Here is a 23,790-nt window from a genome sequence, read left to right as displayed (position 1 = left end):
TAATACTAGCTCGACACACTGTTGAGTTCTCAAAAGACACCCGCACACCATGGCTCACCTGACGGAGAACTTCCGGGGCATTCCCCACCGTACACCCACACAGATCCACAAGAATCCAGGGGGGTCCAGCTCGGGGGGCGGCCAGCGGGCCTGTTGACCGAACCCCAGGGGCTCGTTCTGTCCGGCGTCTCGCTGACGACGAGAAAGTTACACGCCCCGGCCGGCGACTGCAAAACGGGGGTCCCCATCCCGAAAACGAGCCGAATGTGCAGGTCACGGCGCTGCGCACCGCGGCGCCGGCCAGGTTGACGCCAGATCTCGGGCGTCATGACGGCGCTCACATTCTCGACCACGATGCCGTGCCGACGAGCTGGGAGCGCGTGCCTCGCCGACCTCGCTGCCCATCCACCGCACGTCCACCACGCGGGGCGAGCATCCCGGAAGCCCTGGCCGGGGCGCGCGGGCGGGCGCACCTCACCGCACGACCACCAGGTCTCCACGCCTGGACGCCCCACCGGCGTTCCTCGAGACGGTGGGCGGACTACAGGGCGACAGCGAACCTGAGTTGAACCGTCGCCTCGACGGCCAGGGTGCGCCTCTTCCGTCCGGTGCAGCGCGGAGGCGACCGCCGGGTGCAGCGCACCCACATCGCCCTCCCGGCCGGTGCGCCGCCGGGTCGACCGACCGGCACCGACCACCCGCGCGGCCGCCCCTGCGCCGCGGATGTCGCCGCCGAGGAGGCGACGTGCGGCTCCACGACGAACTCGTCCCGCACGTCGAGGCGTATCCCCACGTCGAGCGGGTCCTCGAGGGACCACGCGCGGCCTCCCTGGACGACCACGTGCCCGCGTTCGAACGCTGCGCCTGAGGTGGACTGCTCCTCCCGGCGCCGCCGGACCCCGATCCGGTCCTCGCGCGGGCCGGTACGACGGTTCTTCCCGGTCTGCAGAGCGAGTGTTGCCAGTGCGCGCCGGAACAGGGAACCAGCCCGCGGCGTTATACCCCCAGGGGTACGCCACGCACGTCCCGAGCCCGGGACCCGCGCGGCACGGCTCGAGTCACCGGCCGGCGTCCGTTGCGTGTACCCCCGGGCGTACCGGGTAGGCATGTCCTCGGTGCACCCGAGGAGAGCGAGTTGCCGTCACGCAGAGAGGAGCACCGGATGGACGTCGCCCGCACCATCACGCTCGACCAGCCGTACGACGAGGTCGTCCCCCGGGTCCGGGAGGCCCTGGCCGGGCAGGGTTTCGGGGTGCTGACCGAGATCGACATGACGGCGACGATGAAGCAGAAGCGCGGCGTCGACATCGAGGACTTCGTCATCCTCGGCGCGTGCAACCCCGAGCTCGCCGAACGGGCCCTGGAGGTCGACCGCCGCGTCGGGGTTCTGCTGCCGTGCAACGTCGCCGTTCGCGCGACGACCGACGGTACCGGCACGATGGTGCAGCTGATGAACCCGCAGCTGCTGGCCGGCGTGATCGACGACCCCGACCTCGCCCCGATCGCCGACGAGGCCGACCGGCGGATGGGCGTCGTCCTGGAGTCCCTCCGGCACTGAGCCGAACACGGACACGGCCGAACCCCGTACCTCCCGGCCGGCGCGCCCTGCCGAACGCCCTGGTCGGAGCCCGACGCGAACACCGCAGACCCGAACGTCACGGGCTTTGCGGGAGAGGGAAGTGAGGAGCCGATGAGCGAGACGACCGACACCACCGGCGAGGCGGACCGGGCGCAGTTCCGGGTCGAGACGATCGAGACCGCCGGTTTGGGGGACCGCAGCTATCTGGTCGACGACGGCGAGACCGCCGTCGTGGTGGACCCGCAGCGCGACATCGACCGGGTCACCGGTCTGCTCGACGAGCGCGGGCTGCGGCTGTCGCACGTGATGGAGACCCACGTGCACAACGACTACGTCTCCGGCGGGCTCGAGCTGGCCCGCGCCGCCGGTGCGACCTACGTCCTCGCGACCGGCGACGAGCTGGACTTCGCGTACCACCCGGTCCGCGACGGCGACCTCGTCGAGGCCGGCCGGCTGCGGCTGCGGGTGCTGCACACCCCCGGGCACACCCACCACCACGTCAGCTACGTCCTGCAGGACGCCGACGGGCAGGTGCACGGGGTGTTCACCGGCGGCTCGATGCTCTACGGCGCCACCGGCCGCACCGACCTGGTGCGCCCCGAGGACACCGAGCAACTCACCCGCGCCCAGTACCACTCCGTACGCCGGCTGGCCGCCGAACTGCCCGCCCGCACCCCGGTCTACCCGACCCACGGGTTCGGCAGCTTCTGCTCGGCCACCCCGGCCAGCCCCGATGCCTCCACCGTCGGCGCGCAGGCCGAGACCAACCCCGCGCTCACCCGCGACGAGCAGGACTACGTCGACACCCTGATCGCCGGGTTGACCGCCTTCCCGGCCTACTACGCCCACATGAGCCCGATCAACCGCCAGGGCCCCGACCCGGTCGACCTGTCCCTACCCGAGCTCGTCGACCCGGCCGAGCTGCGCCGCCGGCTCGAGGCCGGAGAATGGGTCGTCGATCTGCGCGACCGCAGCGCCTTCGCCGCGGGGCACCTCACCGGCTCGCTCGGGTTCGAGCTGTCCACCACCTTCCTGCCCTACCTGGGCTGGCTCTACCCCTGGGGCGCCCCGCTGACCCTGATCGGGGAGTCGGCCGAGCAGGTCGCCGACGCGCGGCGCCAGCTCGTGCGGATCGGCATCGACCGGCTCACCGGCATGGCCCACGGCGACATCGAGCGGCTCGCCGACGGTCAGCCGCTGCGCTCCTACCGGGTCAGCGACTTCGCCGGCCTCGCCGATGCCGTGGCGAAGCGGTCCGGGGAGTTCACCGTGCTCGACACCCGTCGCGAGGACGAGCGCGCCGAGGGCGGGGTCCGCGGCTCGATGCACATCCCGATCCACGAGATCGCCCGACGGAGCGACGAGGTCCCCGACGGGGAGGTGTGGGTCTACTGCGGCTCCGGCTACCGCTCCTCGATCGCCGCGTCGATCCTCGACCGGCCCGGTCGCGACCTCGTCCTGATCGACGACAGCTACGCCCACGCCAGCGACGCCGGCCTGCACACCGAGGAGCCCGACGCCTGACCCGCCACCCCCCCGCAGCCTGAGCAGGCCCCGGCCGTCGTCCTGCTCCTCGGCCTGCCCAGGACCTCGGCGGTCGCGTCAGTCCGCCCTTCGCGCCCGCGAAGGCTGCACCCGCATCGGCTCGTCCGGCATCTTCGGGTACTCCGGCGGGTAGGGCATCTCGCCCAGTCCGTCCTGCTCGTACCACTCGAGGGCCTGCTCGCAGCCGCCCCGCTCGCGCCCCATGTCCGCGTGCGGGTGGCCGCGCTCGGCGAGCAGCCCCGGCACGGTGCGCAGGGTGAAGTCCCCGGGGGCGACCTCCGGTAGCGACTCCCAGCTGAGTGGCATCGACACGGTCGCCCCGGGCAGGCCACGGACCGACCAGGCCGACGCGATGGTGCGGTCCCGTGCCGCCTGGTTGTAGTCGAGGAAGACCCGCTCGCCCCGCTCCTCCTTCCACCACGCCACCGTCGCCTTGTCCGGGATCCGGTCGGCGACACGGCGGGCGATCGAGATGACGGCGCGGCGCACCTGGACGAAGTCCCACTCCGGGCGGATCGGCGCGGACACGTGGAGTCCCCGCCCGCCCGAGGTCTTGGGCCACCCGGTGAGGCCGGCCTCGGCGAGCACCTCCCGGAGCACGCCGGCGACGGTCACCGCGTCGGCGAAGCCCGTACCCGGCTGCGGGTCGAGGTCGATGCGCAGCTCGTCCGGGTGGTCGGTGTCCGGCGCCCGGACCGGCCACGGGTGGAAGTCGAGGGTGCCCATGTTCGCGGCCCAGGCGAGGGCCGCGGGCTCCGACGGTGCGAACGTGTCCGCCGTGCGCCCGCTCGGGAAGGTGACCCGCGCGGTGCGCACCCACTCCGGTGCCCCCTTCGGCAGCCGCTTGGCGAAGAACGGTTCGCCCGCCACGCCGTCGGGATATCGCTTGAGGTTGGTCGGCCGGTCCTGCAGCACCTCGATCATCGGGCCGGAGACCGCGAGGTAGTACTCGACGACCTCGCGCTTGGTGATCCCGAGCGCCGGGAAGATCACCTTGTCCGGGCTGGTCAGGCGCACCTCCCGGGTGCCCTCGGGACCCGGGACCGGCACCAGCTCGACCGTCTTCGACGCCATGGGCGCAACCTACCGGGGCCGGCCGACGAAATCCCCTCGTCGCGGCGGCGACCAGGTGCCGGCCTCCCGAGACGTGGCCGGCAGACCGCGCCGACGAGCGGGTTCGCGGCGCTACGCTCGGGACATGACCCCTCCGGAGCCGCGCCACCGGGAGCCTGCGTGGGCGCATCGCTTCGACGACGACCTCGTCGGGCTCGATCCGGCGGACCCCGAGGCGCGCGCCTTCGCCCAGCACCTGGACCGGATGCAGCGCGACCGGCCCTCGTTCACGGTCGAGGGCTACCTCGACGGCGTGCGGGACTTCGCCGAGGCGGCGAACCGGGCCCAGGGCGGCCGGTACTGGGCGGCCGTGCTCGTCGTGGTGCTGCTCCTCGTGGGCGTGGCGTGGGTGGTCGGCAACGCGCTCGTCGTCGTGGTGGGCCCCTAGGGTCCGCCGACCCGAAACATCCGGGCGTGCTCCTGCGTTGGACGGGGAGGCACCCCGTGCCGGGAAGGATGAGCGTGATGCCATGGGTCTGTTCAGCAGGGAGTCCGGAGCGCCCGAGGCGGCGCAGGAGCCGGCACCGACCGTCGTGAGGTCCGACGAGGAGTGGCGGGCCCGGCTCAGCCCCGCCGAGTACCAGGTACTGCGGCAGGCGGGCACCGAGCGGCCCTTCGTGGGTGAGTACACCGACACGAAGACCGTCGGCGTCTACAAGTGCCGTGCCTGCGGCGCCGAGCTGTTCCGCAGCGAGACCAAGTTCGAGTCGCACTGCGGGTGGCCGTCCTTCTACGCGCCGGCGGACGCCGCCGTGATCGAGCGGGCGGACACCTCGCTCGGCATGCGGCGGGTCGAGGTGCTGTGCGCGGCCTGCCACAGCCACCTGGGCCATGTGTTCGAGGGCGAGGGCTACCCCACGCCCACGGACCTGCGCTACTGCATCAACTCGATTTGTCTGCAGTTGCAGCCCGTCGAGTAGCCAGCTCGTCAGCACCACCCGCCGCCGGCGTCCCCTCGGGCGCCGGCGGCGCTGTGTTCAGGCCGAGGATCCACCACGCAGGAACACCAGTCACCTCCGACACCTTCTCGGCCACGGTGATGAGGTCGCGCGGCTTCGCCGTCCCAGCCTCCCAGCTCGAGTAGGCCTGGCGCCCGACACCGAGCGCAGCTGCGAACTCCGTCTGGCCTAGCTGCGCCTCATCACGGCGCACCTTCCGTAGCCGATCCGCCAGCGACCACTTCGGGAGTCGAGTCTCCGCGGCGTCAGTCGTCATGCCACCGACGATAGCAATAGTTAGGTTTCTCGCCTAGAGGCGGCGGGTCGGCGTTGACTCTGCGGTGGCTATTGCTATCTTCCTGGGCCATGAGCGAGCCCACTGCCCATCGCCACGAGGACGACGACATGTTGTCGCTGTCCGAGGCCGCACGCGTTCTCGGCGTCGCGGCGAACACGCTGCGCAACTGGGCCGATGCCGAGAAGGTCACCGCAGTCCGGACCCCCGGCGGTCACCGCCGCTTCCGATACCGCGACGTGCGCCAGCTGCTGGCCGCGTCCTCCTGAACCCGGACACGAAAGCGGGGCCGCGCCCTGGCCGGCGCGACCCCGAAGAACCCCGAAAGAGGTGCCGTCATGGTAACCGAGCACGCCCCGACCGGCTCGTTCCCGGCCGTCGCGCCGGTCGACGAGGCCGTCGACCAAGCCATCGCGGAGAGCGAGGCCGCCGGCTGGTTCGACCCGGCCACCGCCGAGGAGCTGGCCCACGCCGAGGAGCAGGCGCAGCTCGCCATCGCCGGCGACGTCGCCGCCGGTCTCGAGGCGCTCGCCGTCCTCGTCCGCGAGCACCCGCAGCTGGCCGAGCTGCTGCGGCTGCAGGTCGACAACCTGTCCGTCCCGATCCTCGACGACGAGCGCCGCGCGGCCGTGCTCGCCGCCGCGGAGGACCTCGGGGCGTCCGTCGCCCCGGCCCGCTTCACCGGCCCCGGGTTCGACTCCTGCGTCATCTCGTTCGGCGTCGGCGGCACGGTCCGCCTCGTCGTGTCGACCGTTGCCCCGACCGAGCGCCCGGCGACCCCCGCCGTCCCGTTCGTGCCGGAGCTGGAGACGTCGCTGTGACCGCCCTCGCCCCGGCCGCCGGGCACGTCGGCGCACACCGCCGCCGGCGCCGCGGTGCCCCGTCCCGGGTGTCGCAGTCCGCCCGGGACATCGCCCGCCGCTCCCGCCCGCACGGCGAGACCGCCCGGTTCGTCGCCTCCACTCTCCACGCCGCGCTGCTCCTCGGCGTGCTGCTCGCCGTCCCGCCGCTGATGGTGGTGTCCGGATGGTGACCGCGAAGGCCTCCGTGCTCGAGCACGTCCTGGCCGCCGCGCTCGGCCCGGGCCGCTACTGGGACGCCGACGGGATCCCCCTCGAGGGCTGGGAGTGGCGCTCGTTGTACGCCGACGCCGACTACCGCCGCCTCGACCGCACCTCGTTCGGGCCGGAGTGGACCGGCGCCGGCTGGGTCACGATCACGACCGAGTGGGCCGGCACCGACCTCCGCGCCGAGCCCGACCCGGACCGGGCCCCGCTGGTCTGGTCGACCCGCGTCACCGGCGGCGCCCTCGACGGGCAGGTCCGCCTCGCCGCGACCCGCGAGGTCGCCACCAAGGTCCACGGCCACGTCATCGGCCTCGTCTGCGAAACCCTCGGAGGTCCCCAGTGAGCGACACCGACGCCATCGCCTGGTGGGGCGGCTTCACCGCAGGCGCGATCGCCGCCTGGGTCGCGTTCGCCCTCGTCGTGTTCGCGACCTGGGCCCTGATCGCCGTGATCGGCCGCCGCGAGAAGCGCCGCGCCGACCGCGACGAGCAGCAGCCCCCGGCCGCTCCGGCGCCGATGCCGCCGGCGATGCTCGCCCCGGCGACCCTGCGCCCCGCCCGGGCCCCGCGGCCGCCGGAGCGGGCCGAGTCCCGCCACGCCGCCCCGGAGCCCGGTGAGCAGCTCGACCGGACCCGCGCGATGCCCGCCTACCGGCCCCGCAAGACCGTCTCACCGGCCGCACCATGAGGTGCACGGCCACGATCACCAGCGGCGAGCTACTGGTGAAGGTCGAGGGCGTCTACCCGGTGGGCCCGCTCGACGCGCAGCAGCTCGTCGGGGACGCTGCGTCCGCGATCGCCGAGTGGGTTCGCAGCTCCACGATCAGCCCCGCCCGTCGGGGTGTCCCCCGCGGCGAGGGGCCGGCCACCGCGCCGGCCCCGGCCGCTCCCGTTCCCCCGGTCGTCGACGTCTTGGAGGGCTCCCCCCACCCCTCCGTGACGGTGGTCGACGTCGACGACCGGGCCCCTGGCGGCGCTACTTCTCCCGCCGCCAGCTCACCGCCTCGACGTGCCCGCCGGGCGGTGAAGACGACGGCGGCCGCGCGACCGGGGACACGCAAGACGGTGCCCGCGGCCGCCGTCGTCGGGGACCCCGTCGACCTCGACACCCCGCAGCCGGCCCCACCGGCACCGGAGAAGCCCACGCAACACGCCTGCCGGGACGCCGCCGAGGAACTCCTCGCCGCCGGCGTCCCGGCCGCCGTCGTCGCGGCCGAACTGGACCTGCCGCTCGCCGACGTGCGGGCGTGGAAGAAGGAGATGGGCGGATGAAGAACACCATCGTCGTCACGGCGGCCGAGCCGAAGCATGGGATGCACCTCGAGGAGCTCGCGTCGGCGCTCGCCAAGCTGCAGGACCTGGCGCCTGCTGAGGCCGAGGTCCGCGTCCGGACCCGCTTCGGCGCCAACAGCAACGGGTCGCTCATCACCTCGATTGCGGTCGCCTGGTGAGGATCCTGACCTCGCACCTGCTCGGCGTGCTCGCCGACCTGCTGCAGACCACGCACGCCGACTCGGACGCCGGCGCGATCGGCGGGATCCTGCTGCACACCGCCCGGGGCAACCACGGGTCGGAGCCCGGTGCGCTCGAGCTGCTCGCCGGGATCTCCACCACCCGCCGGATCGCGGGCCACACCTACGCGCCGTGCGCCGGGCAGCTGGTCGCCCCGACCCTCTGGGCTCGGCGCGACGTCCGGTCGGTCGTCACCGTGTTCAAGGCCGCCCGGGGGAAGGACAAGAAGAACCTCCACGCCGTCGAGATCCACGCCGGCGGCGGCGAGGTCGAGATCCGCGAGGACCCCAACCTCATCGACGACGGGGTCCGCCTGACCTTCGGCGAGGGCGACGCGAGCGACTTCCCCGCCCCCAGCGTCTATCGGCTGCTCGCGTGTGAGTTCGCCGAGGAGTACCGGGACCTCGACGGGCGCGTCGTCGGTGCCCAGCCGATCACGCACTACATGTCGAGCGACCTGGCGCCGTTCCTCACGGTGGCCAAGCGGCGCGGCGAACTGTTGCGGCTGTTCCGGTCCCACCAGTTCCACCCGCAGCTCGTGCAGATCGGCGAGGCCTACCGCGGCATCCTCGCCCCCGCAATCCCCTCGACCACCGGCTACGACGAGCAGCGACCCGACGCCGACCTCTTCCCACCCGACCTCGACCACAAGCGCTGGCAGCCCGCCGAGCAGCCCGAGAGGCCAGCCGAGGAGCGCCGCCCGGACCAGCTTGAGTTCGACGTCGACGGCCTCATCGCGAAGCTCCTGGAGGGCACCGAGAGCGCCGGAGAGGCCGGCCAGGAGGAAGGCCAGGCCGGACCGGAGAAGCCCGCCGAGCAGGACGAGGGCCAGGACGCCGACGAGGACGGCGACGAGGGCCCGGCCGGTGCCTGATGACGATCGCGCCGGATCAGTCGCTGACCGGGGACCCCCTGACCGACGAGCTCGTCCCTCTCGTCACCGCGCTCGCCGACGCCGTCTACGCCGGCGACGCGGCCAGGACCGCGGAGATCCGCGCCCACGCCGAGGCTGTCGTCTCCGCGCGCGGCGCGGATCCCGCTGAGGCCGGCTGGGCGCTGGCCACTGTCGCCGCGGCCATGGTCCCCGGCGGCGCTCACCCGCGACTCCTATTGGCGTGGCGGGCAATCCCAGCACTTCAGGAAGTAGACCCGTGACCTGGTTCAAGATCGACGACGGGTTCCACTCCCACCCCAAGATGTTCGACGCCTCCGACGCTGCTGTGGCGTTGTGGACGCGCGCCGGCTCGTGGGCCGCACAGAACCTCACCGATGGGTTCGTGCCGTCCACCCTGCCCGCCCGCCTCTGCGACGACCCGGGGAAGGCGACGGAGGAGCTGATTCGTCGCGGGATGTGGACGCGAACCCGCGGAGGTTTCCAGTTCCACGACTGGCTCGAGTACAACCCGTCCAAGGAGAAGGTCCTCGCCGACCGGGCCAAGGACGCGGAGAAGAAGCGCAAGGCCCGCGCCGCTCTCGCGAAGAAGCGACGCACCGCCAACGCCCGTCCCCCCGCGAATCCCGCGGGAGTCCCAAGGGAGTCCCCTGGGGACGCCCCGGGGGAGTCCCCGTCTACCCGACCCGGGGTCCCTCATTCTTCGGGACCCCCCGGGGGCCGTGCCGGGCCTGACGGCCCTCCGGCCGACCCGGACGTCGCCCCGAGCGACCCACGAGCGCTCACCGACGAGCAGCTCGAAACGAACCGGCGCGGCATCGCCGCCGTTCGTGAGCAGATGCGCAACCGGCCCCGGCCCGACCGCGGCCAGCCTCGATGCCCGGACTGCCACGACCGCGACTGGGTCCTCGGCCCAGCCGGCCAACCCGTCCACCCGCCGACCCGATGCGACCACCCAACCGTCTCGACCAGCCGAAACCCGGAGAAGGTCAGTGCCTGAGCAGCTGTTCATCTGCGAAGATGTGCAGGTCCTCCCCGTCGTCGTCCCCGCAGGAGGCGACCACGATGACCAGCAGCCGGCCCACCCGAGCCCAGACCCGCGACCGGCACCGCCTGGAGTGGCTCTGCGAGCGGGAGGACGCCCAGACCGTCCCCTGCCCGGACTGCCATGCACCGAGCGGCTCCACCTGCACCCATCCGACCGGCCAACCCCTCGTCCGCGCCCCAGCGCACCCCGGCCGGATCCGCGCCCGACGAGCCGCCTCACCACCACCCGAGCAGCGCTCGCACGCCTGATCCCCGCCCCCCACCACGCCGCCCTCTTCGCCTGCGGCACCGCGTTCGGCGGACTCACCCTCGCCGGACACCCCTGGGCCGCGCTCATCGCGCTCGCCCTCACCACCGCCATCACCCACAACCCCAACCCCGACGAGCCCGCCCGACCCCACACCCAGACCTGGGCCAACTACGCCAGGACGAGGAAGAACGGAGCACACCAGTGAGCCTCTCGACCACCAGCGAGCACACACTCGCCGACGACGACCAGGACATCGCGATCCACTCGGCCAACGTCGGCACGATCACCGGACTCGCCGACCCGACCACCACGACCTGGAAGGTCAACCGGGAGCTGCTCGACGCCGACGCGACCACCCCGCCCGCCCTGGCGGCCGAAGACGGGGACGCCCTCGCCGACGTGTTCCTCCACGCGTTCTACGGCAACCGCGGCGGGCCGCTCACCGAGCTCTCCCACGTCGACCTCGTCAAACTCGCCGCCGCCCCGCCCTACCACGACACCTTCGCCCACCAGCTCGCCCAGCGCCGCGAACAGGCCGCCGCCGGCATCGCCGCGATCTACCCCCTACTCGCCGGCGCGATCCGCCAGACCGTCCTCGACGAGCTCGAGGCCGCCCAGATCGCCGGCACCCAGCTCATCGCGACCGACACCCTCCGCCGCTGGGGCGTGAACCTCGACGCCGTCGCCGACCACGCCGCCGAACGCCGCAAGCTCGCCGCCACCGGCGCCCGCCACCTCGCTGACGAGATCCGCCGCGAGATCGCCCACCCCCTCGACGACCCCGACACCGCCGCCGACGTCTACCGCGACGCCTCGATCTTCGACGCCGAACGCGAAGACCCGGCCGCCGCTGCCGCCTTCGCCGACGACGCAGTCCTGGTCCGCGGCTCGGAGGGGCAGGCATGAGCATCCTCGCAGCCTCGACGCCGCCGGAACCTCCCGTTGGGTCGGTCGTGCTCGACAAGACCGGCAGGGCCTGGCAGCTCCTGCGGGGCATGAAGCACTGGCTGGCCGCCGGGGCCACCGGCGAGACCGGGATCTTCGGCGGACCCGCGCCCTACAGCTGGACGGGGCTGCTCGTGGCGTACGGCCCCCTCCAAATGGTCCACAACCCGGAGGTCCCGGAGCTCGGAACCGACATCACGCGGGCCTTGGCCGGTCGAATCGAGAACGTGCGGACTCACATCGGTCAATGCGGGGACAGCACGGAGGCGGTGGTGGCACGACTCGACGAGCTCGGCGCGATCGCCGCCGAGCTGCGCGGCGAGGCCCAGCGATGATGGTCGGGAACCTGCAGGCGAAGCCCTGCAACGAGTGCCAGGCCCCGATCATCTGGCCGCGGTCCGCCCGCTCCGGCACGGCGACCCCGCTCGACGCGCAGCCGTCCCCGCGCGGGAACGTCGCCCTCTACGAGCGCGGCTCCGGCACCCAGATCGCCGCCGTGCTCACCCCACGCGCCGCCGCTGGGTACCGCGCCGCCGGCCAGCCCACCTACCTCCACCACGCCGTGTCGTGCCCGTTCGCGGCCCGCTGGAACAAGGGCGCGGCCCGGGCGGAGGGACGCTCGTGAACGCCCCCGCAGACACAGCCGCGCCCGCCGTGTGGTGGTCGCCCAGCCTGGACAGCGAGGCCGGCTACGGGCTGATCAGTCGGTTCGGTGGCCACTGGTGGCAGGAGTTACAGCACGGCTGGGCTGAGCGCCGCGACCTGCCTGCTGACGCTGTCCGCCTGGTCCCCGTCCGTGACGAGATGGAAGAGCATTTCATCGACGCGAACGAGCGCATGGGCGAGGCGCTGGTCGAGATCGGCATGGCGCTCGGCCTCGGCCGCCCCGGCGTCGGGCACACGTGGGGCTCTCCCGAGATCCTGGCGAAGATCGCCGAGCGCGACGAGCTCGCCGAGCTGGCCCGTACGGCTGCCGAAGCAGACCCGAGCCTTGCCGACGAGTTCGAGCAGATCTCCCGACCCGCCGCCGTGCCCGGCTCGATGGCCGCCGCGTTCTGGGCCCGGTACGACAACCTCTTGGCCGAGGTCGCTCGCCTGCGCGCCGGGGCGGTCCCGGACATCGGGCAGGACCGGAACGCCTGGGCACAGGAGAGCCGAGAGATCGTCCAGTCCGGGCGCTGCATATGCACCGAGGACGAAGCGTGCTGGGAGCACGAGGCGCTGGAGATGTGCGCGGAGCACGCCCAGCAGCAGGCGCCCGCCGCCCCCTCGTCGGGGGACACCGACGCCGACAAGAGAACGATCATGTCTGACCGCGCCCCCGCAGACAAAGCCGGCGCACCCGCCGTGCCGCACAAGGCGGCCGCGTTGCTGCTGGCTGCTGCCCGCGTTGACCCGAAGCTGCGAGCGGCAGCCGAGCAGGTGCAGGACGCGCTGATCGCGATGGAACGCGAGCTAGAACGCCGCCGCGCCGGGGCGGTCCCGGACACCGGGCAGCCCGCCGCAACGGCTCTGGTCCGTCTCGGGTGTGTCGACCACGGCCACCACGACGTCGCCCCGTATGACGCTGCCCGGATCGTCGCCTCACTGACCGCAGAGGTGGAGGAGATCAAGGCGCATCCGGAGGACCACGCCGGGGAGTCCGAGCCGTGCCCGCTGCACGACGCCCTGGAGTGGGCGGTCGACGTCGAGATGTACGCCGAGCACGTCGACTCCCGGCTGCTTGTGTCGGGCGCGTACGTGGAGGACCCGGAGACCGGAGAGGTCAGCCCCGCTGCCGCTTCCCCGTCGGGGGACACCGGGGAGGCTCAGGCATGACCAAGGCGATGCGTGAGCAGCTCTACTGCGGGTGCTGCGGCACCGAGCTTGGCCGATCCACGCGGTCAGATCCCGACTGGTGTAAGCGGTGCCTGCCGCACATCAAGAGGCACACGGAGGCGCCGCTGTGGGAGCGGACCTACTTCGCCCAGCACAAGCGGGACTGCCCGTTCCAAGCTTCCTCGTCGGGGGACACCGGGGAGGCCCGGGGCTGATGGGCGCCTACGAGCTGAAGCACTGCCCGCACTGCCACCGCGAGCTGAAGACCACCCGCGGTGGCCGGATCCCCCCGCACACCCTGCTGCGCGACGAGGGCGGCGGGTGCCCGGGCGGGCGCCTGTTCCCCACCGACGACCCCCGCGCGGGAACGGAGATCGACGGGTGACGACCACGACCCTCGAGGAGACCTTCGCCGACGGGGAGTGGAAGCTGCGGGCGGCGTGCCGCGGCCACCCCGACCCGGACCTGTGGTTCCCCGACGGCGGCCCGGGCCGGCCACGGCGCGATGCGCACTCGGCGGCGGTCGACGTGTGCCGGGGCTGCACCGTCCGGGCCCGCTGCCTCGACTACGCCCTGGCCCGGGACGACCGGCACGGCGTCTGGGGCGGCCGCACCCCGTCGCAGCGGGTCGCGCTCGGGCATGCCTCGTGACCACCTCCCGCCGCCAGCTCACGTCGCAGGGGCTGTTCGCCGCGCTGTCCCGACCGGCCGAGCAGCCCCCCGCGCCGGCCCCGCCACGCCGGCCGCGGCGCCGCGACGAGGAGAACTTCACCGCGAAGGTGATCTCGACGGCGCAGTGGCACGGCTGGAAGGTCACCCACTTCCGGCCGTCCCGCACCGCGTCCGGCCGCTGGGCCACCGCCGTGCAGGGCGACATCGGCTCGCCCGACCTCCTCCTCGCGCGGCACGGCGACGTGATCCTCGCCGAGCTCAAGACCGACGACGGCCGGCTCCGCCCCGAGCAGCGCGACTGGCTCACCCACCTCGGCCCCATCGCCGTCGTCTGGCGGCCGAGGGACTGGGACGCCGTCCTCGCCCGCCTCGCGAAAGGACCCACCACCCGATGACCACCGCGTGCCGGTGCGGCCACCCCGAGGCCGCACACGAGCACTACCGCCCCGGCACCGACTGCGGCGCCTGCGGCCGGGAAGCGTGCCCGCATTTCCGGCCCGCCGCCGCCCGCCGGCGCTGGGCGGTCCGACCCGGCGACGTCGTCACCCTGCTCGCCGCGGCCGCCTGGTACGCCCGCGTGTCCGCGGCCGCGGCCCGCGCCCGCCGCCGCGCCCGCCGCCAGCTGTGGAGCCCCGATGCCTGACCAGCTCGACCTCATCCCCGACCCCGCGCCGGCCCGGGGGCTGTGCCGCTGGTGCTCGACGAGCCTGCCGCTCCCCAGCGGGCTCGTCGCCCCGCACGACACCCCGTGCCCGTGCCAGCACGGGCACCCCCCGGGCCGGCGCTGCCCCTTCCTCACCACCTGCCCCGGATCGAACAGGGAGCCCCGCACCGATGTCTGACCAGACCTCCGCGCACCGCTGCCGCCGCGGCACCCGCTGCCCCCGCCGCCAGCTCGAGGGCGCCCGCTGGCTCGGCGCCGCCCTCGACGCCCCGACCGGGATCTGCGACACCGACTACCGGCTCCTCGACCGCGCCCTGGGCGAGCTCAACGAGCTGTGGCTCGCCCTGCGGATGCTCACCCGCCCCTCCCTCGCAGCCCCCGCCGGCCCCGGTCCGCGCGGCAGCAAGACCCCACCCCTGCCGCTGCGCGCCGAGCCGCTCGTCACCGCGGAGGCGATCCACCGCGAGCTGTCCGGGTGGGCCACCCTCACCCGCGCCGCCCTCAACACCCGCCCACCGCGCCGGCCCGACGTCCCGAAGGCCGTGCACCCCGACGACCGGCTCATGCACCTCGAGGCCTACGACGTCGGCCGCGACTCCCAGCACCTCGCCATGGCCCTCGACACCCTCCTCGCCCTCCCCCGCCGCCCGATGCGCCGCTGGGACCCCACCGGCACCCGCGAGGACGTCGCACACCTCGACGGCGCCGACGGCGCGGTGATCCTGCTGAACCTGCACCAGCACGCCATCGGCGTCGCCGGCCGCTCCCGCCTCGTGCACCAGTCGGTCTTGCCCTGCCCCCTCTGTGACTGTCAGACCCTCCAGCGCGACAACGGCGACTCGGACTGGCACTGCGCCTCGTGCGGGACACTGGTCCCCGAGAACAAGATCCAATTCTTCTCGCGGGTCCTACTACAGGATCTGGATGACGCCGACGCCTGCGACCAGTGCGACGAGCTCGGCCGCCGACACGACGACCCGAACGGCACACTCTGCGACCACCGGCCCGCGCAGGCCCACGCCTCGTGACGCTCGACCAGCTCGGCCAGGCCGGCACGTTCGTCGGCGTGCTCATGCTCCTCGCCGTCCTGCTCGCCGCGATCCTCGACGACAACCGACACGACCGGTGACCCGCCCCGACCCCTGGCCCTGGCCCGCCGACACCCCACGCGACCGCGACCGGCGCATCGCCCGCGCCTACCGCGGCGCCCTGCACGAGCTCCACCCCGCGGTGGTCGCCCACCTCGACCAGACCTTCCGCGACCTCGGGCAGGCCTGGATCAGCGAGGAGCCCGTCGCCTACGACCTCGAGGACCTCCTCACCCCCGAGCAGGTCGCCGACTTCGCCCAGGTAGCCCGCCGCACCGTCGACACCTGGCGCCTCGAACGCACACCCCCGCTCCCCACCGTGCGCACCCCCGACGGGATCCGGATCCGGTTCGGCGACCTCATCGAGTGGCAGGCCGACCGCCGCCGCCGCCGCGCGACGATCGGACCCGCCCCCCGGACGTAGCTCGGCCCCGGCGGCGAGCGCGTCCGCTCACGTCCGGGGCCGAGTGGTGCCGCTTGCTCAGCGGCCGTCTGTGTCCTTCGGGTGTACCCAGCCGTAGGCCGTCTTGTGGTCCACCTGGAGTGCCTTGCCGATCTGCCGCCACGACCACCCGCGGCGGTTCAGCTCGCGGGCTATGTCGCGGCGTGCCCAGGCGCGCGTCTCCTCCAGCTCCCGGTACGTGCCGAGCAGGACGTCTACAGGTAGGTCGTCGAGGTTGTCGAGGTTGTCGAGGAAACGGACCAATGCGGCTGGCACCTCGCGTCTCTGGCCCGTCACAGCCGGAGCCTATCGGGGCGGTGTTGATGGGGAATTGAAACCACGCTAGCGTGGAATCGGATCCCCAATCAACACGCAGAGGAGAGCCTCATGAGGTTCTGCGCGCTGCTGGTCGCCTTGGTCGCCGCCGCGGCGGCGTGGGCGGCCGGCTACGGCCCCCTCGTCGTCGCCCTGCTCGCCGTGATCGCCTGGGCCCGTACGAAGCGCACCGCCCGACCCGCCGGCGGGGCGTGGCGCACGACCACCGTGCGCGGCCACCTGCATGGCGGCCGCGACGGGAAGCTGATCGCCACCCACGAGGCCGGGCACGTCGCCGCGACCCGCGCCCTCGGCGGCCGGGTCCGCTCCGCCCGCATCTGGGACGACGGCGGCCTCGTCCAGGCCACCATCCCCGACACCCCGCTCGCCGCGGTCACCTTCCTCCGCGCCGGCGCAGTCGCCGCCGGCACCTCGCGCGGCGCGGGCGCCGACAACGACGCCATCCGGAAGGAGCTCCGCGCCATCCCCGCACGCGAGCGCCGGGACCTCGAGCGACAGGCCACCCGCGACGCCCGCCGGATCGTCTCCCGCGCCTCCACCCAGATCCGCCGCGACGCGGCGACCATGCGAGAGCGAGGACGGCTGTGACCGAGCCCCGCGACCGCGACTGGGTCACCTGGGCCGGCCTCGGCATCGTCGGCACGGCCGCCGCGATCATGTCGTTCGTCGCGCTGTCCGACCTCGCCCGGATCCTCGGCGCCACCGCCGTCATCCCCCTCGCCCCCGCAGGCGAGCCCGACCGCCCGGGCCCGGGAGTCCCGGTCGCCTGGCTGCTGCCACTGACCGTCGACGTGTTCGCGTTCGTCGCCACCCGGGTGTGGCTGCGCGGCGTCGCGAACGCCGAGGCCGTCACCTTCGCCCGCCGGGCGGCGTGGGCCGCGATCGTGACCACGGTGGTCGGGAACGGCCTCCACGGCTACCTCGTCTCCCGCGCCAACCCCGACGACCCCTGGATCGCCTCCGTCGTCGCCGCCGCCGTCCCCGCCGTCGTGTTCGGCGGCCTGGTCCACCTCGCCCACCTCGTCGGCCGCGGCCCCGACCACCAGCCGGACACCTCCGCCCGCCCGGACCCGTGGCTCACGATGCTCGACGACGTCCTCGCCGAACCCTGGGCCGCCGCCCTGCACGGATGGCCCCCGAAACCGGGTGAGCCCTACCGCGACCGGCGGGCGAACAACGCCCAGATCGCCGCCGACGTCCGCCGCGTCGAGGCCGAACTCGGCCGCGAGCTCAAGCGCGACGACATCGCCCGCCTCTGGGGCATCGGCAGCAGCCGCGCCACCGCCGTCCTCACCCTCAACACCCCCACCCACCAGCCCGTCGACGACCCGGCCGCGGCGCCGGCGGCCTGATGTACCGGAGCGAAGAGATGCCCATCCTGCGCGGCCTGGCCGCCCTGTTCGTCGTCATGGTCGTGACCGTCGGGATCATCGGCGCCCTCGTCCTCACCCGGCCGGCGCAGACCTGCTCGACCGACGAACGCCCCAGCCCCTACGGGGTCATCCGCACCGAGACCTGCATGATCCGATGACCACCACGACCCCCGACCAGCCGGGCGGCGAGCCCGCCCAGGTCGACCAGATCCCCGAGCCGAAGCGCACCGCGTTCGACCGGATCACCGCGCGTCGCGAGGGCGAGAAGAAGCCCATCATCGTGCCCTGGCTCCGCGACGCGGCCGAGCGCACCCAGATCGTCCGCTGGGCAGTCGGCTACGCCTGGCACGTCGGCCTGTTCCACCTCGTCCGCCTCCCGCTCTACCAGTGGCGCCTCATGCAGCGCGCACCGATCGGCGTCGGCCAGACCGTCAAGGCGATCGGCTCCGCCCTCACCGACTCCGAGGCGCGGCCCCTGCGCCGCTCCGCCGTCGCCCGCGACGACGTGAAGGAGTACATGCAGCTCGCCCGCGAGCGAAACGCCCGCATCCGGCACCGCGCGGTCGCCGCCGCCGCGATCGGCTTCGCCGTCCTGCTGCTCGTGCTCCTCATCGTGTTCGCCGCGGCCCCCGCCCTGCGCTGGCTCGCCGGCGAAGCCCTGATCATCGGGTTCGGCGTCGCTGGCCGATCCCGCACCACCCCGCTGATCAGCAAGGCGACCACCCCGCTGCACATCGCCCCCGTCCTACGCCAGGACGCCGTTGAAGTCGCGCTCCGCTCCCTGCCCAGCGTGCTCAAGAAGGACGCGGCGCTCGAGTGGCCGGACCCGATCATCAAGGACGGCCCCGGCTGGCTCGCCCGCGTCACCCTGCCCCCCGGCGTCACGGCCCAGCAGGTCATGGCCAACCGCCCCGGGCTCTCCTCCGGCCTGCGCCGCCCCCGCGGCTGTGTGTGGCCCGCCCAGGGCCCCGAGCACGACGGCGACCTGCTCATCTGGGTCGGCTTCCAGGACATCCGCACCGCCCGACAGCCCGCCTACCCCCTACTCGAGCGCGGCACCACCGACGCCTTCGCCGCCATGCCGTACGGCACGAACCAACGCGGCAGCAAGGTCGGCATCACCCTGATGGAGAACAACGTCCTGATCGGCTCCATGGCCGGCCAGGGCAAGACCAGCGCCATGCGCGTCCTCGGCTGCGCAGTCGCGCTCGACCCGACCGTCGAGCTGCGGATCTGGGAGCTCAAGGGCTCCGGCGACCTCGACGCCCTCGCCCAGGTCGCCCACACCTACGGCTCCGGGCAGGACGACGAGACCGCCCGCGGCTGCCTCGAGGACCTCCGCGCGATCCGCGCCGAAGTCGAACGCCGCTCCATCGAAATCAAGAAGCTCGCCCGCAAGACCCCCGAGCTCGTCCCGAACAACAAGACCACCCGCGAGCTGGCCAACCGCCGCGACCTCGGCCTGCATCCCATGGTCGTGCTGCTCGACGAGGTCCAGAACCTCTACAGCCACGAGACCTACGGCAAGGAAGCCGGCAAGCTCGCCCTCGACATCATCCGGCTCGGCCGCGCCTTCGGCGTGATCCTCATCCAGGCCACCCAGCGCCCCGACGCCGAGTCCCTCCCCCGCGGGATCAGCGCGAACGCCGGGATCCGGATCGCCCTACGCGTCATGGACGCCGACGCGAACAACATGATCCTCGGCTCCGGCATGTACGCCTCCGGCATCCGCGCCACCGAGTTCACCCCCAAGGACAAAGGCATCGCCTGGCTCGTCGGCGTCGAGGACGAGCCGATCGTGGCGAAGAGCTACAACCTCGACGCCACCCAGGCCAAGCGCATCGGCGAACGAGCCCGCAAGCTCCGCGAGGAGGCAGGCCGGCTCACCGGCCACGCCATCGACCAGGACGTCGCCCGCGCCGAAGACCGCGCCGCGAAGGTCGACCTCCTCGACGACATCCGCCAGGTCATGTCCGACCAAGGCGTCGGCTGGATGTGGAACGCCTCCGCCGCCGGCGCGCTCACCGCTCTGCGCCCCGAGGCCTACGACGGGCTCACCGCCGACACCCTCGGCCGGCTCCTCGCGAAGCGCGGCGTGAAGACCCGCGCGATGAACCGCAACGACCCCGACGGCAGCGGCCGGAAGAACCTCGTCGGGTTCGACCTCGAGGACGTCGTCCGAGCCCAGTCCGGACCGCTGCAGGAGGCCGGATGAGGTCGACACCCGTCGACCATGCAAGGTCGACGGGTCGACCCGGGTCGTCGACCTTCCGCAGGCCCCTGACCAGCGATGTAGACAAGTCGACCATCGGAACCCGACCCCCGGAGAATCCCGTGATCTGGGCACTTCTGGCCCTCGCCGCCGCGTCGCTACTGCTGGCCCTCACCGCCTACCGGATCCGCGCGGCCTGGGACCCTTTCACCAGCAGGGGCCGCCGGCGCGCCGTGTACTGGCTGCGCGGGTGGTGGAGAGGCGATCAGGCCGAGAACCGCGACGAGTGAGCGCCCGGAACCGTCGGCTGACCGTGATACAAGCCCAGCCATCTAACCCCCGAAGGAGCACCTTCCCTTGCCTGCGACCGTCCCCGCCGCCTCCCTGATCGCCCTGCAGCAGTGCACGGGGCAGTGTCTGCTCGCCCTCGACGACGACTGCGACTGCCGGTGCAGGGGCCGCTGGCACGGCGCGCTCACCGAGGCACGCATCCCGATCGACTCGGCCTGGCGGGCGCCGGTGGTCTCCGACCGGCGGCCCCAGGCCACGCTCCCGCCGACCCCGCCGCCACCCTCAGCGGATCTACGCCTGCTCCTCGACATCCTGGACGTCTGGACGAGCGGCGACGAGACCCCTGGCCGCATGCACAGCTTCACGATCGTCCGCAGGTTGGCCGAACGCTTCCCCACCCGCTACGACGAGGACTTCGGCTGTGAAGGACTTGCGCACGGCCTCACGCGCTTCGGCATCACGACGCGGCAGCTGAACATGCGCGTGCATCCCGGCGGCCCGCGGATCAACCGCCGAGGAATCACGTTCGACGAGCTGGCAGCGGCTATCGAGGAGAACATCCTGAGCAAGATGGGCCTGGCCTGGCCCGCGCTGTTCGACCCCGACTGGCACGACGACATCAAGGCCTTCGCCACCCGCCCGGCGTAGTCGTGATCACCTCATAGCCCATCTGGGCCAACCACTGTGGTACAACTCCGCCTGGCGGAGCTGTGCCCAGCTTCGCTACCCCCGGTGCTCCCCCACCGGAGATCCCCCCCGGGGAGGTCCCCCTGCCCCGCCGCCCTCCCTCCCGCTGTGCCCGCTGCCGCACAGGCTGGGCCGCCGCACCAGGACGGCCATGCACCGCATGCCAGGCCAAGGCCGACGAGGCAGCGAAGCGGGACACCACGGCTCGCTGGCGTTGGGTGTACGACGATCCGCGCTGGCCACTACTGCGTGATCAGGTGCTGTCCGAAGAACCAGCATGCGCGTGGGATGGATGCGGCGAGGCGAGCTCGGTCGCTGACCACATCAAGCCGCATCGAGGTGACGAGCAGCTCGCGTTCGAACGCAGCAACTTGCAGGGCTTGTGCTCGCATCATCACGGCGTGAAGACAGCGAGCGAGACCTTCGGCCGCCGCCGCGTGTACGGAGCGTGACCACATCCGCCCTGTTCGTCGATCCTCAGCGGGTAGGGGGGTCGGAAAGTCCGGGCCGTCGGGGGGCGCCGAACGCAGGGGGGGTGTCGCGCGCGTGAGCGCGAGTTTCGACCGGTTTTTGCACAGGCCAGGCCAGTCACACTGAGTAGCTGACCGGGGAAGGAGGCCGCGATGGGCGCTCGCGGCCCGCTCGCCCAGTCCGACAACGTCCGGTTCCTCCGCGGGAACCCGGGCCACCGATCCAGCACCGGCTCCGTGAAGGCCCCGCCCGGCGCGCCGAACCCGCCCGACCGTCTCGACCGGGAGGCGAAGGCCGAGTGGCGGCGCGTAGTGCGCGAGCTCGACCGCCTCGGCCTGGTCGCGAAGGTCGACCGAGCCGTGCTCTCGATGTACTGCGACGCCTGGTCGCGGTGGACGACGCTGGCCAAGCGTCTCGACGCCGAGGGCCTGGTCGTCGAGGGCTACCGCGGGTCCCTGGTGAAGCACCCGGCCTGGCAGCTGTACCGGGACGCCGGCGCGATGGTCGTCCAGCTCGCCAAGGAGATCGGCGTGACGCCCGCGGCCCGGCAGCGGCTGTCCGTCGCGGAGCCGGAGGACGACGATGGCGCCGAGGGGATCCTGGACTGACGCCGACTGGGAACACCAGCTCGACGAGTGGGCCGAGCAGGGGCTGATCGAGCGCACCGGCTGGGACCACGAGCCGCTCCTGCGGACCCCGGAGCCGACCCCGCAGCGCGGGAAGCCCGGCTACGTCGAGGGCGCCTGGTTCGACCCCGCGGCCGTCGAGCACTTCCTGCGCTTCTCGCTGCTGCTGCAGCACACCAAGGCCCGATGGGCGGGCGCCCCGGTCCGGCTCTACGACACCCAGATCCGCTGGGAGATCGGCCCGGCGCTCGGATGGAAACACCCGGATGGCCGCCGGATCATCACGACGCTGATCATCCTGATTCCGCGGAAGAACGGGAAGTCCACCGAGGCCTCCGTGCTCGGCCTCTACCTGTGGTGCGCGGATCGGGAGCCGGGTGCCGAGGTCTACGCCGCCGCCGGCGACAAGCTGCAGGCGAAGATCGTCTACAACGACGCGCTGACGATGGCGAAGAACTCGAAGGCCATCCGGAAGAAGGCCGGCCGCGGCCTGATGCGGTCGGTGATGGAGTACCCGGCAGCCGCCGGCACGACGAGCGTGTTCCGGGCCCTGTCCGCGGACGGCGACCGGCAGCACGGCCTCAACGTCCACGGCGGCGTCATCGACGAGCTGCACGTCCACAAGAACCGGTGGCTCGTCGACGCGATCGAGACCGGCACCGGCTCCCGCTCGCAGCCGCTGATCGTCATCATCTCGACCGCCGACAAGGGCGAGGACGAGTCGATCTTCGCGGAGAAGTACGAGTACCTCGAGCTGCTCGCCGGCGGGCACGGCCAGGACCCCACGACCTACGGCGTCGTGTACGCCGCCCCGACCGACGCCGACCCCTTCGACCCGGCCGTGCACCGCGCGGCGAACCCGCGCTACGACCTGACCGTCTCAGCCGACTACCTGGCCAAGGAAGCGAACCGGGCGGCCACCACGCCCGCCTACCTCAACGAGTTCCTCCGGCTGCACCTCAACATCCGGACGAAGGCCGACGTCCGGTGGGTCGCGATGACCGACTGGGACGCCAGCGCGAAGGAACCCGGCACCGGAATCCCGATCCCGGTCGACTACGAAGCCCTCGCCGGGCGCTCCTGCTACGCCGGGCTCGACCTGTCCTCGACCACCGACCTCACCGCGCTGACGCTGTGGTTCCCACCCGAGGAAGAGGGCGGCCGCTACGTGTGGGTGCCGTTCTTCTGGCTCCCGGAGGACTCGATCGACCGGCTCACCCGCAAGACCCGCGTCCCGTTCGACCGGTGGACGCGCGAGCGCGGCCACCTCGGCCCGCTGCTGCGCGAGACCGAGGGCAACGTCGTCGACTACCGCGCCGTCCGCGAGCTCGTGAACCGAGTTCACACCATCACACCGATCAAGGCGCTGGGCTACGACCCGTGGAACGCCATGGAGACCGCGCTGCAGCTGCAGGACGACGGCATCGTCGTCGAACCCGTCCGGCAGGGCTACGGCTCGCTGTCCGGGCCCACCAAGGCGATGGAGCGGCTCATCCTCGGCCGGCGGATCAGCCACGGCGGGCATCCGCTGCTGCGCTGGAACATCGACTGCGCCGCCGTCCGGCAGGACCCCGCCGGAAACGTGAAGCCGGTCAAGCCGGACACCCGCAAGAGCACCAAGCGCATCGACGGCTGGGTGTCCGGGCTCAACGCGCTCGCCATGGACCTGCTGCGGTCCGGCCCGGAAGAGAAGCCCGAGCCCCGCATCCGCGTCATCGAGGGAAGGAGGAGCTGATGCCCCCCACCTCGAGCCGCTGGGCCCGTGTCACCGGGCTCCGCCGCGATCGGGCGCTCCTGCAGCTGCTCGTCGAGCTTGCCGGCCTGGCCTCGTTCGTCATCGCCGGGTTCCTCGTCGGCCTCGTCGCCGGGTTCCTCGTCCTGGGCCTGGTCCTGGTCATCCTCGGCAACGTGCCGGCTGGGAGGTAGCC

At 72.9% G+C, this 23,790-nt stretch carries 41 protein-coding genes; 38 read left to right on the top strand and 3 right to left on the bottom strand.

Annotation, left to right across the window (positions count from 1 at the left end; genetic code table 11):
• The first annotated feature begins 745 nt into the window (after nucleotides 1–745).
• The 3 genes from ACL02T_RS33175 (at nucleotide 746) to ACL02T_RS33165 (ending at nucleotide 3,103) form a co-directional block, all read left to right on the top strand.
• Nucleotides 746–868 (top strand): hypothetical protein, encoded by a 123-nt coding sequence (locus ACL02T_RS33175; RefSeq protein ID WP_412834779.1) that lies wholly within the window; start codon nucleotides 746–748, stop codon nucleotides 866–868.
• A gap of 294 nt (nucleotides 869–1,162) precedes the next feature.
• Nucleotides 1,163–1,558, top strand: coding sequence for a DUF302 domain-containing protein (locus ACL02T_RS33170; protein ID WP_412834778.1), 396 nt, complete (start codon nucleotides 1,163–1,165; stop codon nucleotides 1,556–1,558).
• A gap of 132 nt (nucleotides 1,559–1,690) precedes the next feature.
• Nucleotides 1,691–3,103, top strand: a complete 1,413-nt coding sequence (locus ACL02T_RS33165; RefSeq protein WP_412834777.1) for an MBL fold metallo-hydrolase — start codon at nucleotides 1,691–1,693, stop codon at nucleotides 3,101–3,103.
• A 78-nt stretch (nucleotides 3,104–3,181) separates the two neighbouring features.
• On the opposite strand, the gene ligD is transcribed toward ACL02T_RS33165, so the two are convergent.
• Nucleotides 3,182–4,198 (bottom strand): non-homologous end-joining DNA ligase, encoded by a 1,017-nt coding sequence (gene ligD, locus ACL02T_RS33160; protein WP_412834776.1) that lies wholly within the window; start codon nucleotides 4,196–4,198, stop codon nucleotides 3,182–3,184.
• A 124-nt stretch (nucleotides 4,199–4,322) separates the two neighbouring features.
• Between ligD and ACL02T_RS33155 the strand changes: the two genes are divergently transcribed.
• On the top strand, nucleotides 4,323–4,625 hold the full coding sequence (locus ACL02T_RS33155; protein WP_412834775.1) for a hypothetical protein: 303 nt from the start codon (nucleotides 4,323–4,325) through the stop codon (nucleotides 4,623–4,625).
• Nucleotides 4,626–4,707: 82 nt separating this feature from the next.
• Nucleotides 4,708–5,157 (top strand): peptide-methionine (R)-S-oxide reductase MsrB, encoded by a 450-nt coding sequence (msrB, locus tag ACL02T_RS33150; RefSeq protein ID WP_412834774.1) that lies wholly within the window; start codon nucleotides 4,708–4,710, stop codon nucleotides 5,155–5,157.
• Here the strand turns inward: msrB and ACL02T_RS33145 are convergent.
• Nucleotides 5,120–5,452, bottom strand: coding sequence for a helix-turn-helix transcriptional regulator (locus tag ACL02T_RS33145; RefSeq protein ID WP_412834773.1), 333 nt, complete (start codon nucleotides 5,450–5,452; stop codon nucleotides 5,120–5,122). The genes msrB and ACL02T_RS33145 overlap by 38 nt on opposite strands.
• Before the next feature lie 89 nt (nucleotides 5,453–5,541).
• On the opposite strand from ACL02T_RS33145, the gene ACL02T_RS33140 reads away from it, so the two are divergent.
• The 23 genes from ACL02T_RS33140 (at nucleotide 5,542) to ACL02T_RS33030 (ending at nucleotide 15,848) form a co-directional block, all read left to right on the top strand.
• Nucleotides 5,542–5,739 carry a helix-turn-helix domain-containing protein gene (locus ACL02T_RS33140; RefSeq protein WP_412834772.1) on the top strand — a complete coding sequence of 66 codons (198 nt, stop codon included), beginning with the start codon at nucleotides 5,542–5,544 and terminating at the stop codon, nucleotides 5,737–5,739.
• Between the two features lie 69 nt (nucleotides 5,740–5,808).
• Nucleotides 5,809–6,291 carry a hypothetical protein gene (locus ACL02T_RS33135; RefSeq protein ID WP_412834771.1) on the top strand — a complete coding sequence of 161 codons (483 nt, stop codon included), beginning with the start codon at nucleotides 5,809–5,811 and terminating at the stop codon, nucleotides 6,289–6,291.
• The gene (locus ACL02T_RS33130; protein ID WP_412834770.1) at nucleotides 6,288–6,503 is read left to right on the top strand and encodes a hypothetical protein; all 216 of its coding nucleotides are present in this window, start codon (nucleotides 6,288–6,290) and stop codon (nucleotides 6,501–6,503) included. The genes ACL02T_RS33135 and ACL02T_RS33130 overlap by 4 nt, the downstream gene beginning before the upstream one ends.
• Nucleotides 6,497–6,880: a hypothetical protein gene (locus ACL02T_RS33125; RefSeq protein WP_412834769.1), complete on the top strand. Its 384-nt coding sequence runs from the start codon at nucleotides 6,497–6,499 to the stop codon at nucleotides 6,878–6,880. The genes ACL02T_RS33130 and ACL02T_RS33125 overlap by 7 nt, the downstream gene beginning before the upstream one ends.
• Nucleotides 6,877–7,224, top strand: coding sequence for a hypothetical protein (locus tag ACL02T_RS33120; protein WP_412834768.1), 348 nt, complete (start codon nucleotides 6,877–6,879; stop codon nucleotides 7,222–7,224). The genes ACL02T_RS33125 and ACL02T_RS33120 overlap by 4 nt, the downstream gene beginning before the upstream one ends.
• Nucleotides 7,221–7,808 (top strand): hypothetical protein, encoded by a 588-nt coding sequence (locus ACL02T_RS33115; protein WP_412834767.1) that lies wholly within the window; start codon nucleotides 7,221–7,223, stop codon nucleotides 7,806–7,808. The genes ACL02T_RS33120 and ACL02T_RS33115 overlap by 4 nt, the downstream gene beginning before the upstream one ends.
• Nucleotides 7,805–7,987 (top strand): hypothetical protein, encoded by a 183-nt coding sequence (locus tag ACL02T_RS33110; protein WP_412834766.1) that lies wholly within the window; start codon nucleotides 7,805–7,807, stop codon nucleotides 7,985–7,987. Before ACL02T_RS33115 ends, ACL02T_RS33110 begins: the two co-directional genes overlap by 4 nt.
• Entirely contained in the window at nucleotides 7,984–8,922 is a 939-nt protein-coding gene (locus ACL02T_RS33105) for a hypothetical protein (RefSeq protein ID WP_412834765.1), read from the top strand. The genes ACL02T_RS33110 and ACL02T_RS33105 overlap by 4 nt, the downstream gene beginning before the upstream one ends.
• A complete protein-coding gene (locus ACL02T_RS33100) occupies nucleotides 8,922–9,203 on the top strand; it encodes a hypothetical protein (RefSeq protein ID WP_412834764.1) in 282 nt (93 codons plus the stop codon). The genes ACL02T_RS33105 and ACL02T_RS33100 overlap by 1 nt, the downstream gene beginning before the upstream one ends.
• A complete protein-coding gene (locus tag ACL02T_RS33095; protein ID WP_412834763.1) occupies nucleotides 9,200–9,940 on the top strand; it encodes a hypothetical protein in 741 nt (246 codons plus the stop codon). The genes ACL02T_RS33100 and ACL02T_RS33095 overlap by 4 nt, the downstream gene beginning before the upstream one ends.
• Before the next feature lie 65 nt (nucleotides 9,941–10,005).
• Entirely contained in the window at nucleotides 10,006–10,236 is a 231-nt protein-coding gene (locus tag ACL02T_RS33090) for a zinc finger domain-containing protein (RefSeq protein WP_412834762.1), read from the top strand.
• 202 nt (nucleotides 10,237–10,438) lie between these two features.
• Entirely contained in the window at nucleotides 10,439–11,143 is a 705-nt protein-coding gene (locus tag ACL02T_RS33085) for a hypothetical protein (RefSeq protein WP_412834761.1), read from the top strand.
• Complete coding sequence (locus ACL02T_RS33080) at nucleotides 11,140–11,517, top strand: hypothetical protein (RefSeq protein ID WP_412834760.1); 378 nt, start codon at nucleotides 11,140–11,142, stop codon at nucleotides 11,515–11,517. The genes ACL02T_RS33085 and ACL02T_RS33080 overlap by 4 nt, the downstream gene beginning before the upstream one ends.
• Nucleotides 11,514–11,807 carry a hypothetical protein gene (locus ACL02T_RS33075; RefSeq protein WP_412834759.1) on the top strand — a complete coding sequence of 98 codons (294 nt, stop codon included), beginning with the start codon at nucleotides 11,514–11,516 and terminating at the stop codon, nucleotides 11,805–11,807. Before ACL02T_RS33080 ends, ACL02T_RS33075 begins: the two co-directional genes overlap by 4 nt.
• The gene (locus tag ACL02T_RS33070; protein WP_412834758.1) at nucleotides 11,804–13,000 is read left to right on the top strand and encodes a hypothetical protein; all 1,197 of its coding nucleotides are present in this window, start codon (nucleotides 11,804–11,806) and stop codon (nucleotides 12,998–13,000) included. The genes ACL02T_RS33075 and ACL02T_RS33070 overlap by 4 nt, the downstream gene beginning before the upstream one ends.
• The gene (locus tag ACL02T_RS33065; protein WP_412834757.1) at nucleotides 12,997–13,215 is read left to right on the top strand and encodes a hypothetical protein; all 219 of its coding nucleotides are present in this window, start codon (nucleotides 12,997–12,999) and stop codon (nucleotides 13,213–13,215) included. Before ACL02T_RS33070 ends, ACL02T_RS33065 begins: the two co-directional genes overlap by 4 nt.
• Nucleotides 13,215–13,385: a hypothetical protein gene (locus ACL02T_RS33060; protein WP_412834756.1), complete on the top strand. Its 171-nt coding sequence runs from the start codon at nucleotides 13,215–13,217 to the stop codon at nucleotides 13,383–13,385. The genes ACL02T_RS33065 and ACL02T_RS33060 overlap by 1 nt, the downstream gene beginning before the upstream one ends.
• The gene (locus ACL02T_RS33055; protein ID WP_412834755.1) at nucleotides 13,382–13,651 is read left to right on the top strand and encodes a WhiB family transcriptional regulator; all 270 of its coding nucleotides are present in this window, start codon (nucleotides 13,382–13,384) and stop codon (nucleotides 13,649–13,651) included. The genes ACL02T_RS33060 and ACL02T_RS33055 overlap by 4 nt, the downstream gene beginning before the upstream one ends.
• On the top strand, nucleotides 13,648–14,067 hold the full coding sequence (locus ACL02T_RS33050; protein WP_412834754.1) for a VRR-NUC domain-containing protein: 420 nt from the start codon (nucleotides 13,648–13,650) through the stop codon (nucleotides 14,065–14,067). The genes ACL02T_RS33055 and ACL02T_RS33050 overlap by 4 nt, the downstream gene beginning before the upstream one ends.
• Nucleotides 14,064–14,315 carry a hypothetical protein gene (locus ACL02T_RS33045; RefSeq protein WP_412834753.1) on the top strand — a complete coding sequence of 84 codons (252 nt, stop codon included), beginning with the start codon at nucleotides 14,064–14,066 and terminating at the stop codon, nucleotides 14,313–14,315. The genes ACL02T_RS33050 and ACL02T_RS33045 overlap by 4 nt, the downstream gene beginning before the upstream one ends.
• On the top strand, nucleotides 14,308–14,514 hold the full coding sequence (locus tag ACL02T_RS33040; protein WP_412834752.1) for a hypothetical protein: 207 nt from the start codon (nucleotides 14,308–14,310) through the stop codon (nucleotides 14,512–14,514). The genes ACL02T_RS33045 and ACL02T_RS33040 overlap by 8 nt, the downstream gene beginning before the upstream one ends.
• Nucleotides 14,507–15,364, top strand: a complete 858-nt coding sequence (locus ACL02T_RS33035; protein ID WP_412834751.1) for a hypothetical protein — start codon at nucleotides 14,507–14,509, stop codon at nucleotides 15,362–15,364. Before ACL02T_RS33040 ends, ACL02T_RS33035 begins: the two co-directional genes overlap by 8 nt.
• A gap of 97 nt (nucleotides 15,365–15,461) precedes the next feature.
• On the top strand, nucleotides 15,462–15,848 hold the full coding sequence (locus ACL02T_RS33030) for a helix-turn-helix domain-containing protein (RefSeq protein WP_412834750.1): 387 nt from the start codon (nucleotides 15,462–15,464) through the stop codon (nucleotides 15,846–15,848).
• 57 nt (nucleotides 15,849–15,905) lie between these two features.
• On the opposite strand, the gene ACL02T_RS33025 is transcribed toward ACL02T_RS33030, so the two are convergent.
• The gene (locus tag ACL02T_RS33025) at nucleotides 15,906–16,163 is read right to left on the bottom strand and encodes a hypothetical protein (RefSeq protein ID WP_412834749.1); all 258 of its coding nucleotides are present in this window, start codon (nucleotides 16,161–16,163) and stop codon (nucleotides 15,906–15,908) included.
• 90 nt (nucleotides 16,164–16,253) lie between these two features.
• Here ACL02T_RS33025 and ACL02T_RS33020 point away from each other — a divergent pair, with 90 nt between their 5' ends.
• The 10 genes from ACL02T_RS33020 (at nucleotide 16,254) to ACL02T_RS32975 (ending at nucleotide 23,788) form a co-directional block, all read left to right on the top strand.
• Nucleotides 16,254–16,790, top strand: a complete 537-nt coding sequence (locus ACL02T_RS33020; RefSeq protein WP_412834748.1) for a hypothetical protein — start codon at nucleotides 16,254–16,256, stop codon at nucleotides 16,788–16,790.
• Nucleotides 16,787–17,554 (top strand): DUF2637 domain-containing protein, encoded by a 768-nt coding sequence (locus tag ACL02T_RS33015; RefSeq protein ID WP_412834747.1) that lies wholly within the window; start codon nucleotides 16,787–16,789, stop codon nucleotides 17,552–17,554. Before ACL02T_RS33020 ends, ACL02T_RS33015 begins: the two co-directional genes overlap by 4 nt.
• Before the next feature lie 17 nt (nucleotides 17,555–17,571).
• Nucleotides 17,572–17,733, top strand: coding sequence for a hypothetical protein (locus ACL02T_RS33010; protein ID WP_412834746.1), 162 nt, complete (start codon nucleotides 17,572–17,574; stop codon nucleotides 17,731–17,733).
• The gene (locus tag ACL02T_RS33005; protein ID WP_412834745.1) at nucleotides 17,730–19,790 is read left to right on the top strand and encodes a cell division protein FtsK; all 2,061 of its coding nucleotides are present in this window, start codon (nucleotides 17,730–17,732) and stop codon (nucleotides 19,788–19,790) included. The genes ACL02T_RS33010 and ACL02T_RS33005 overlap by 4 nt, the downstream gene beginning before the upstream one ends.
• 119 nt (nucleotides 19,791–19,909) lie before the next feature.
• Entirely contained in the window at nucleotides 19,910–20,077 is a 168-nt protein-coding gene (locus ACL02T_RS33000; RefSeq protein WP_412834744.1) for a hypothetical protein, read from the top strand.
• A 67-nt stretch (nucleotides 20,078–20,144) separates the two neighbouring features.
• On the top strand, nucleotides 20,145–20,726 hold the full coding sequence (locus tag ACL02T_RS32995) for a hypothetical protein (RefSeq protein ID WP_412834743.1): 582 nt from the start codon (nucleotides 20,145–20,147) through the stop codon (nucleotides 20,724–20,726).
• A 257-nt stretch (nucleotides 20,727–20,983) separates the two neighbouring features.
• Nucleotides 20,984–21,217 (top strand): hypothetical protein, encoded by a 234-nt coding sequence (locus tag ACL02T_RS32990; protein ID WP_412834742.1) that lies wholly within the window; start codon nucleotides 20,984–20,986, stop codon nucleotides 21,215–21,217.
• Between the two features lie 171 nt (nucleotides 21,218–21,388).
• The gene (locus ACL02T_RS32985; RefSeq protein ID WP_412834741.1) at nucleotides 21,389–21,844 is read left to right on the top strand and encodes a phage terminase small subunit P27 family; all 456 of its coding nucleotides are present in this window, start codon (nucleotides 21,389–21,391) and stop codon (nucleotides 21,842–21,844) included.
• Nucleotides 21,819–23,597, top strand: a complete 1,779-nt coding sequence (locus ACL02T_RS32980; RefSeq protein WP_412834740.1) for a terminase large subunit — start codon at nucleotides 21,819–21,821, stop codon at nucleotides 23,595–23,597. The genes ACL02T_RS32985 and ACL02T_RS32980 overlap by 26 nt, the downstream gene beginning before the upstream one ends.
• A complete protein-coding gene (locus tag ACL02T_RS32975) occupies nucleotides 23,597–23,788 on the top strand; it encodes a hypothetical protein (RefSeq protein ID WP_412834739.1) in 192 nt (63 codons plus the stop codon). The genes ACL02T_RS32980 and ACL02T_RS32975 overlap by 1 nt, the downstream gene beginning before the upstream one ends.
• Nucleotides 23,789–23,790 lie beyond the last annotated feature (2 nt).

The sequence above is a fragment of the Pseudonocardia oceanicola genome, assembly GCF_047200735.1.
Lineage (GTDB): Bacteria > Actinomycetota > Actinomycetes > Mycobacteriales > Pseudonocardiaceae > Pseudonocardia.
This window is presented reverse-complemented; position numbering and strand designations above follow the sequence as displayed.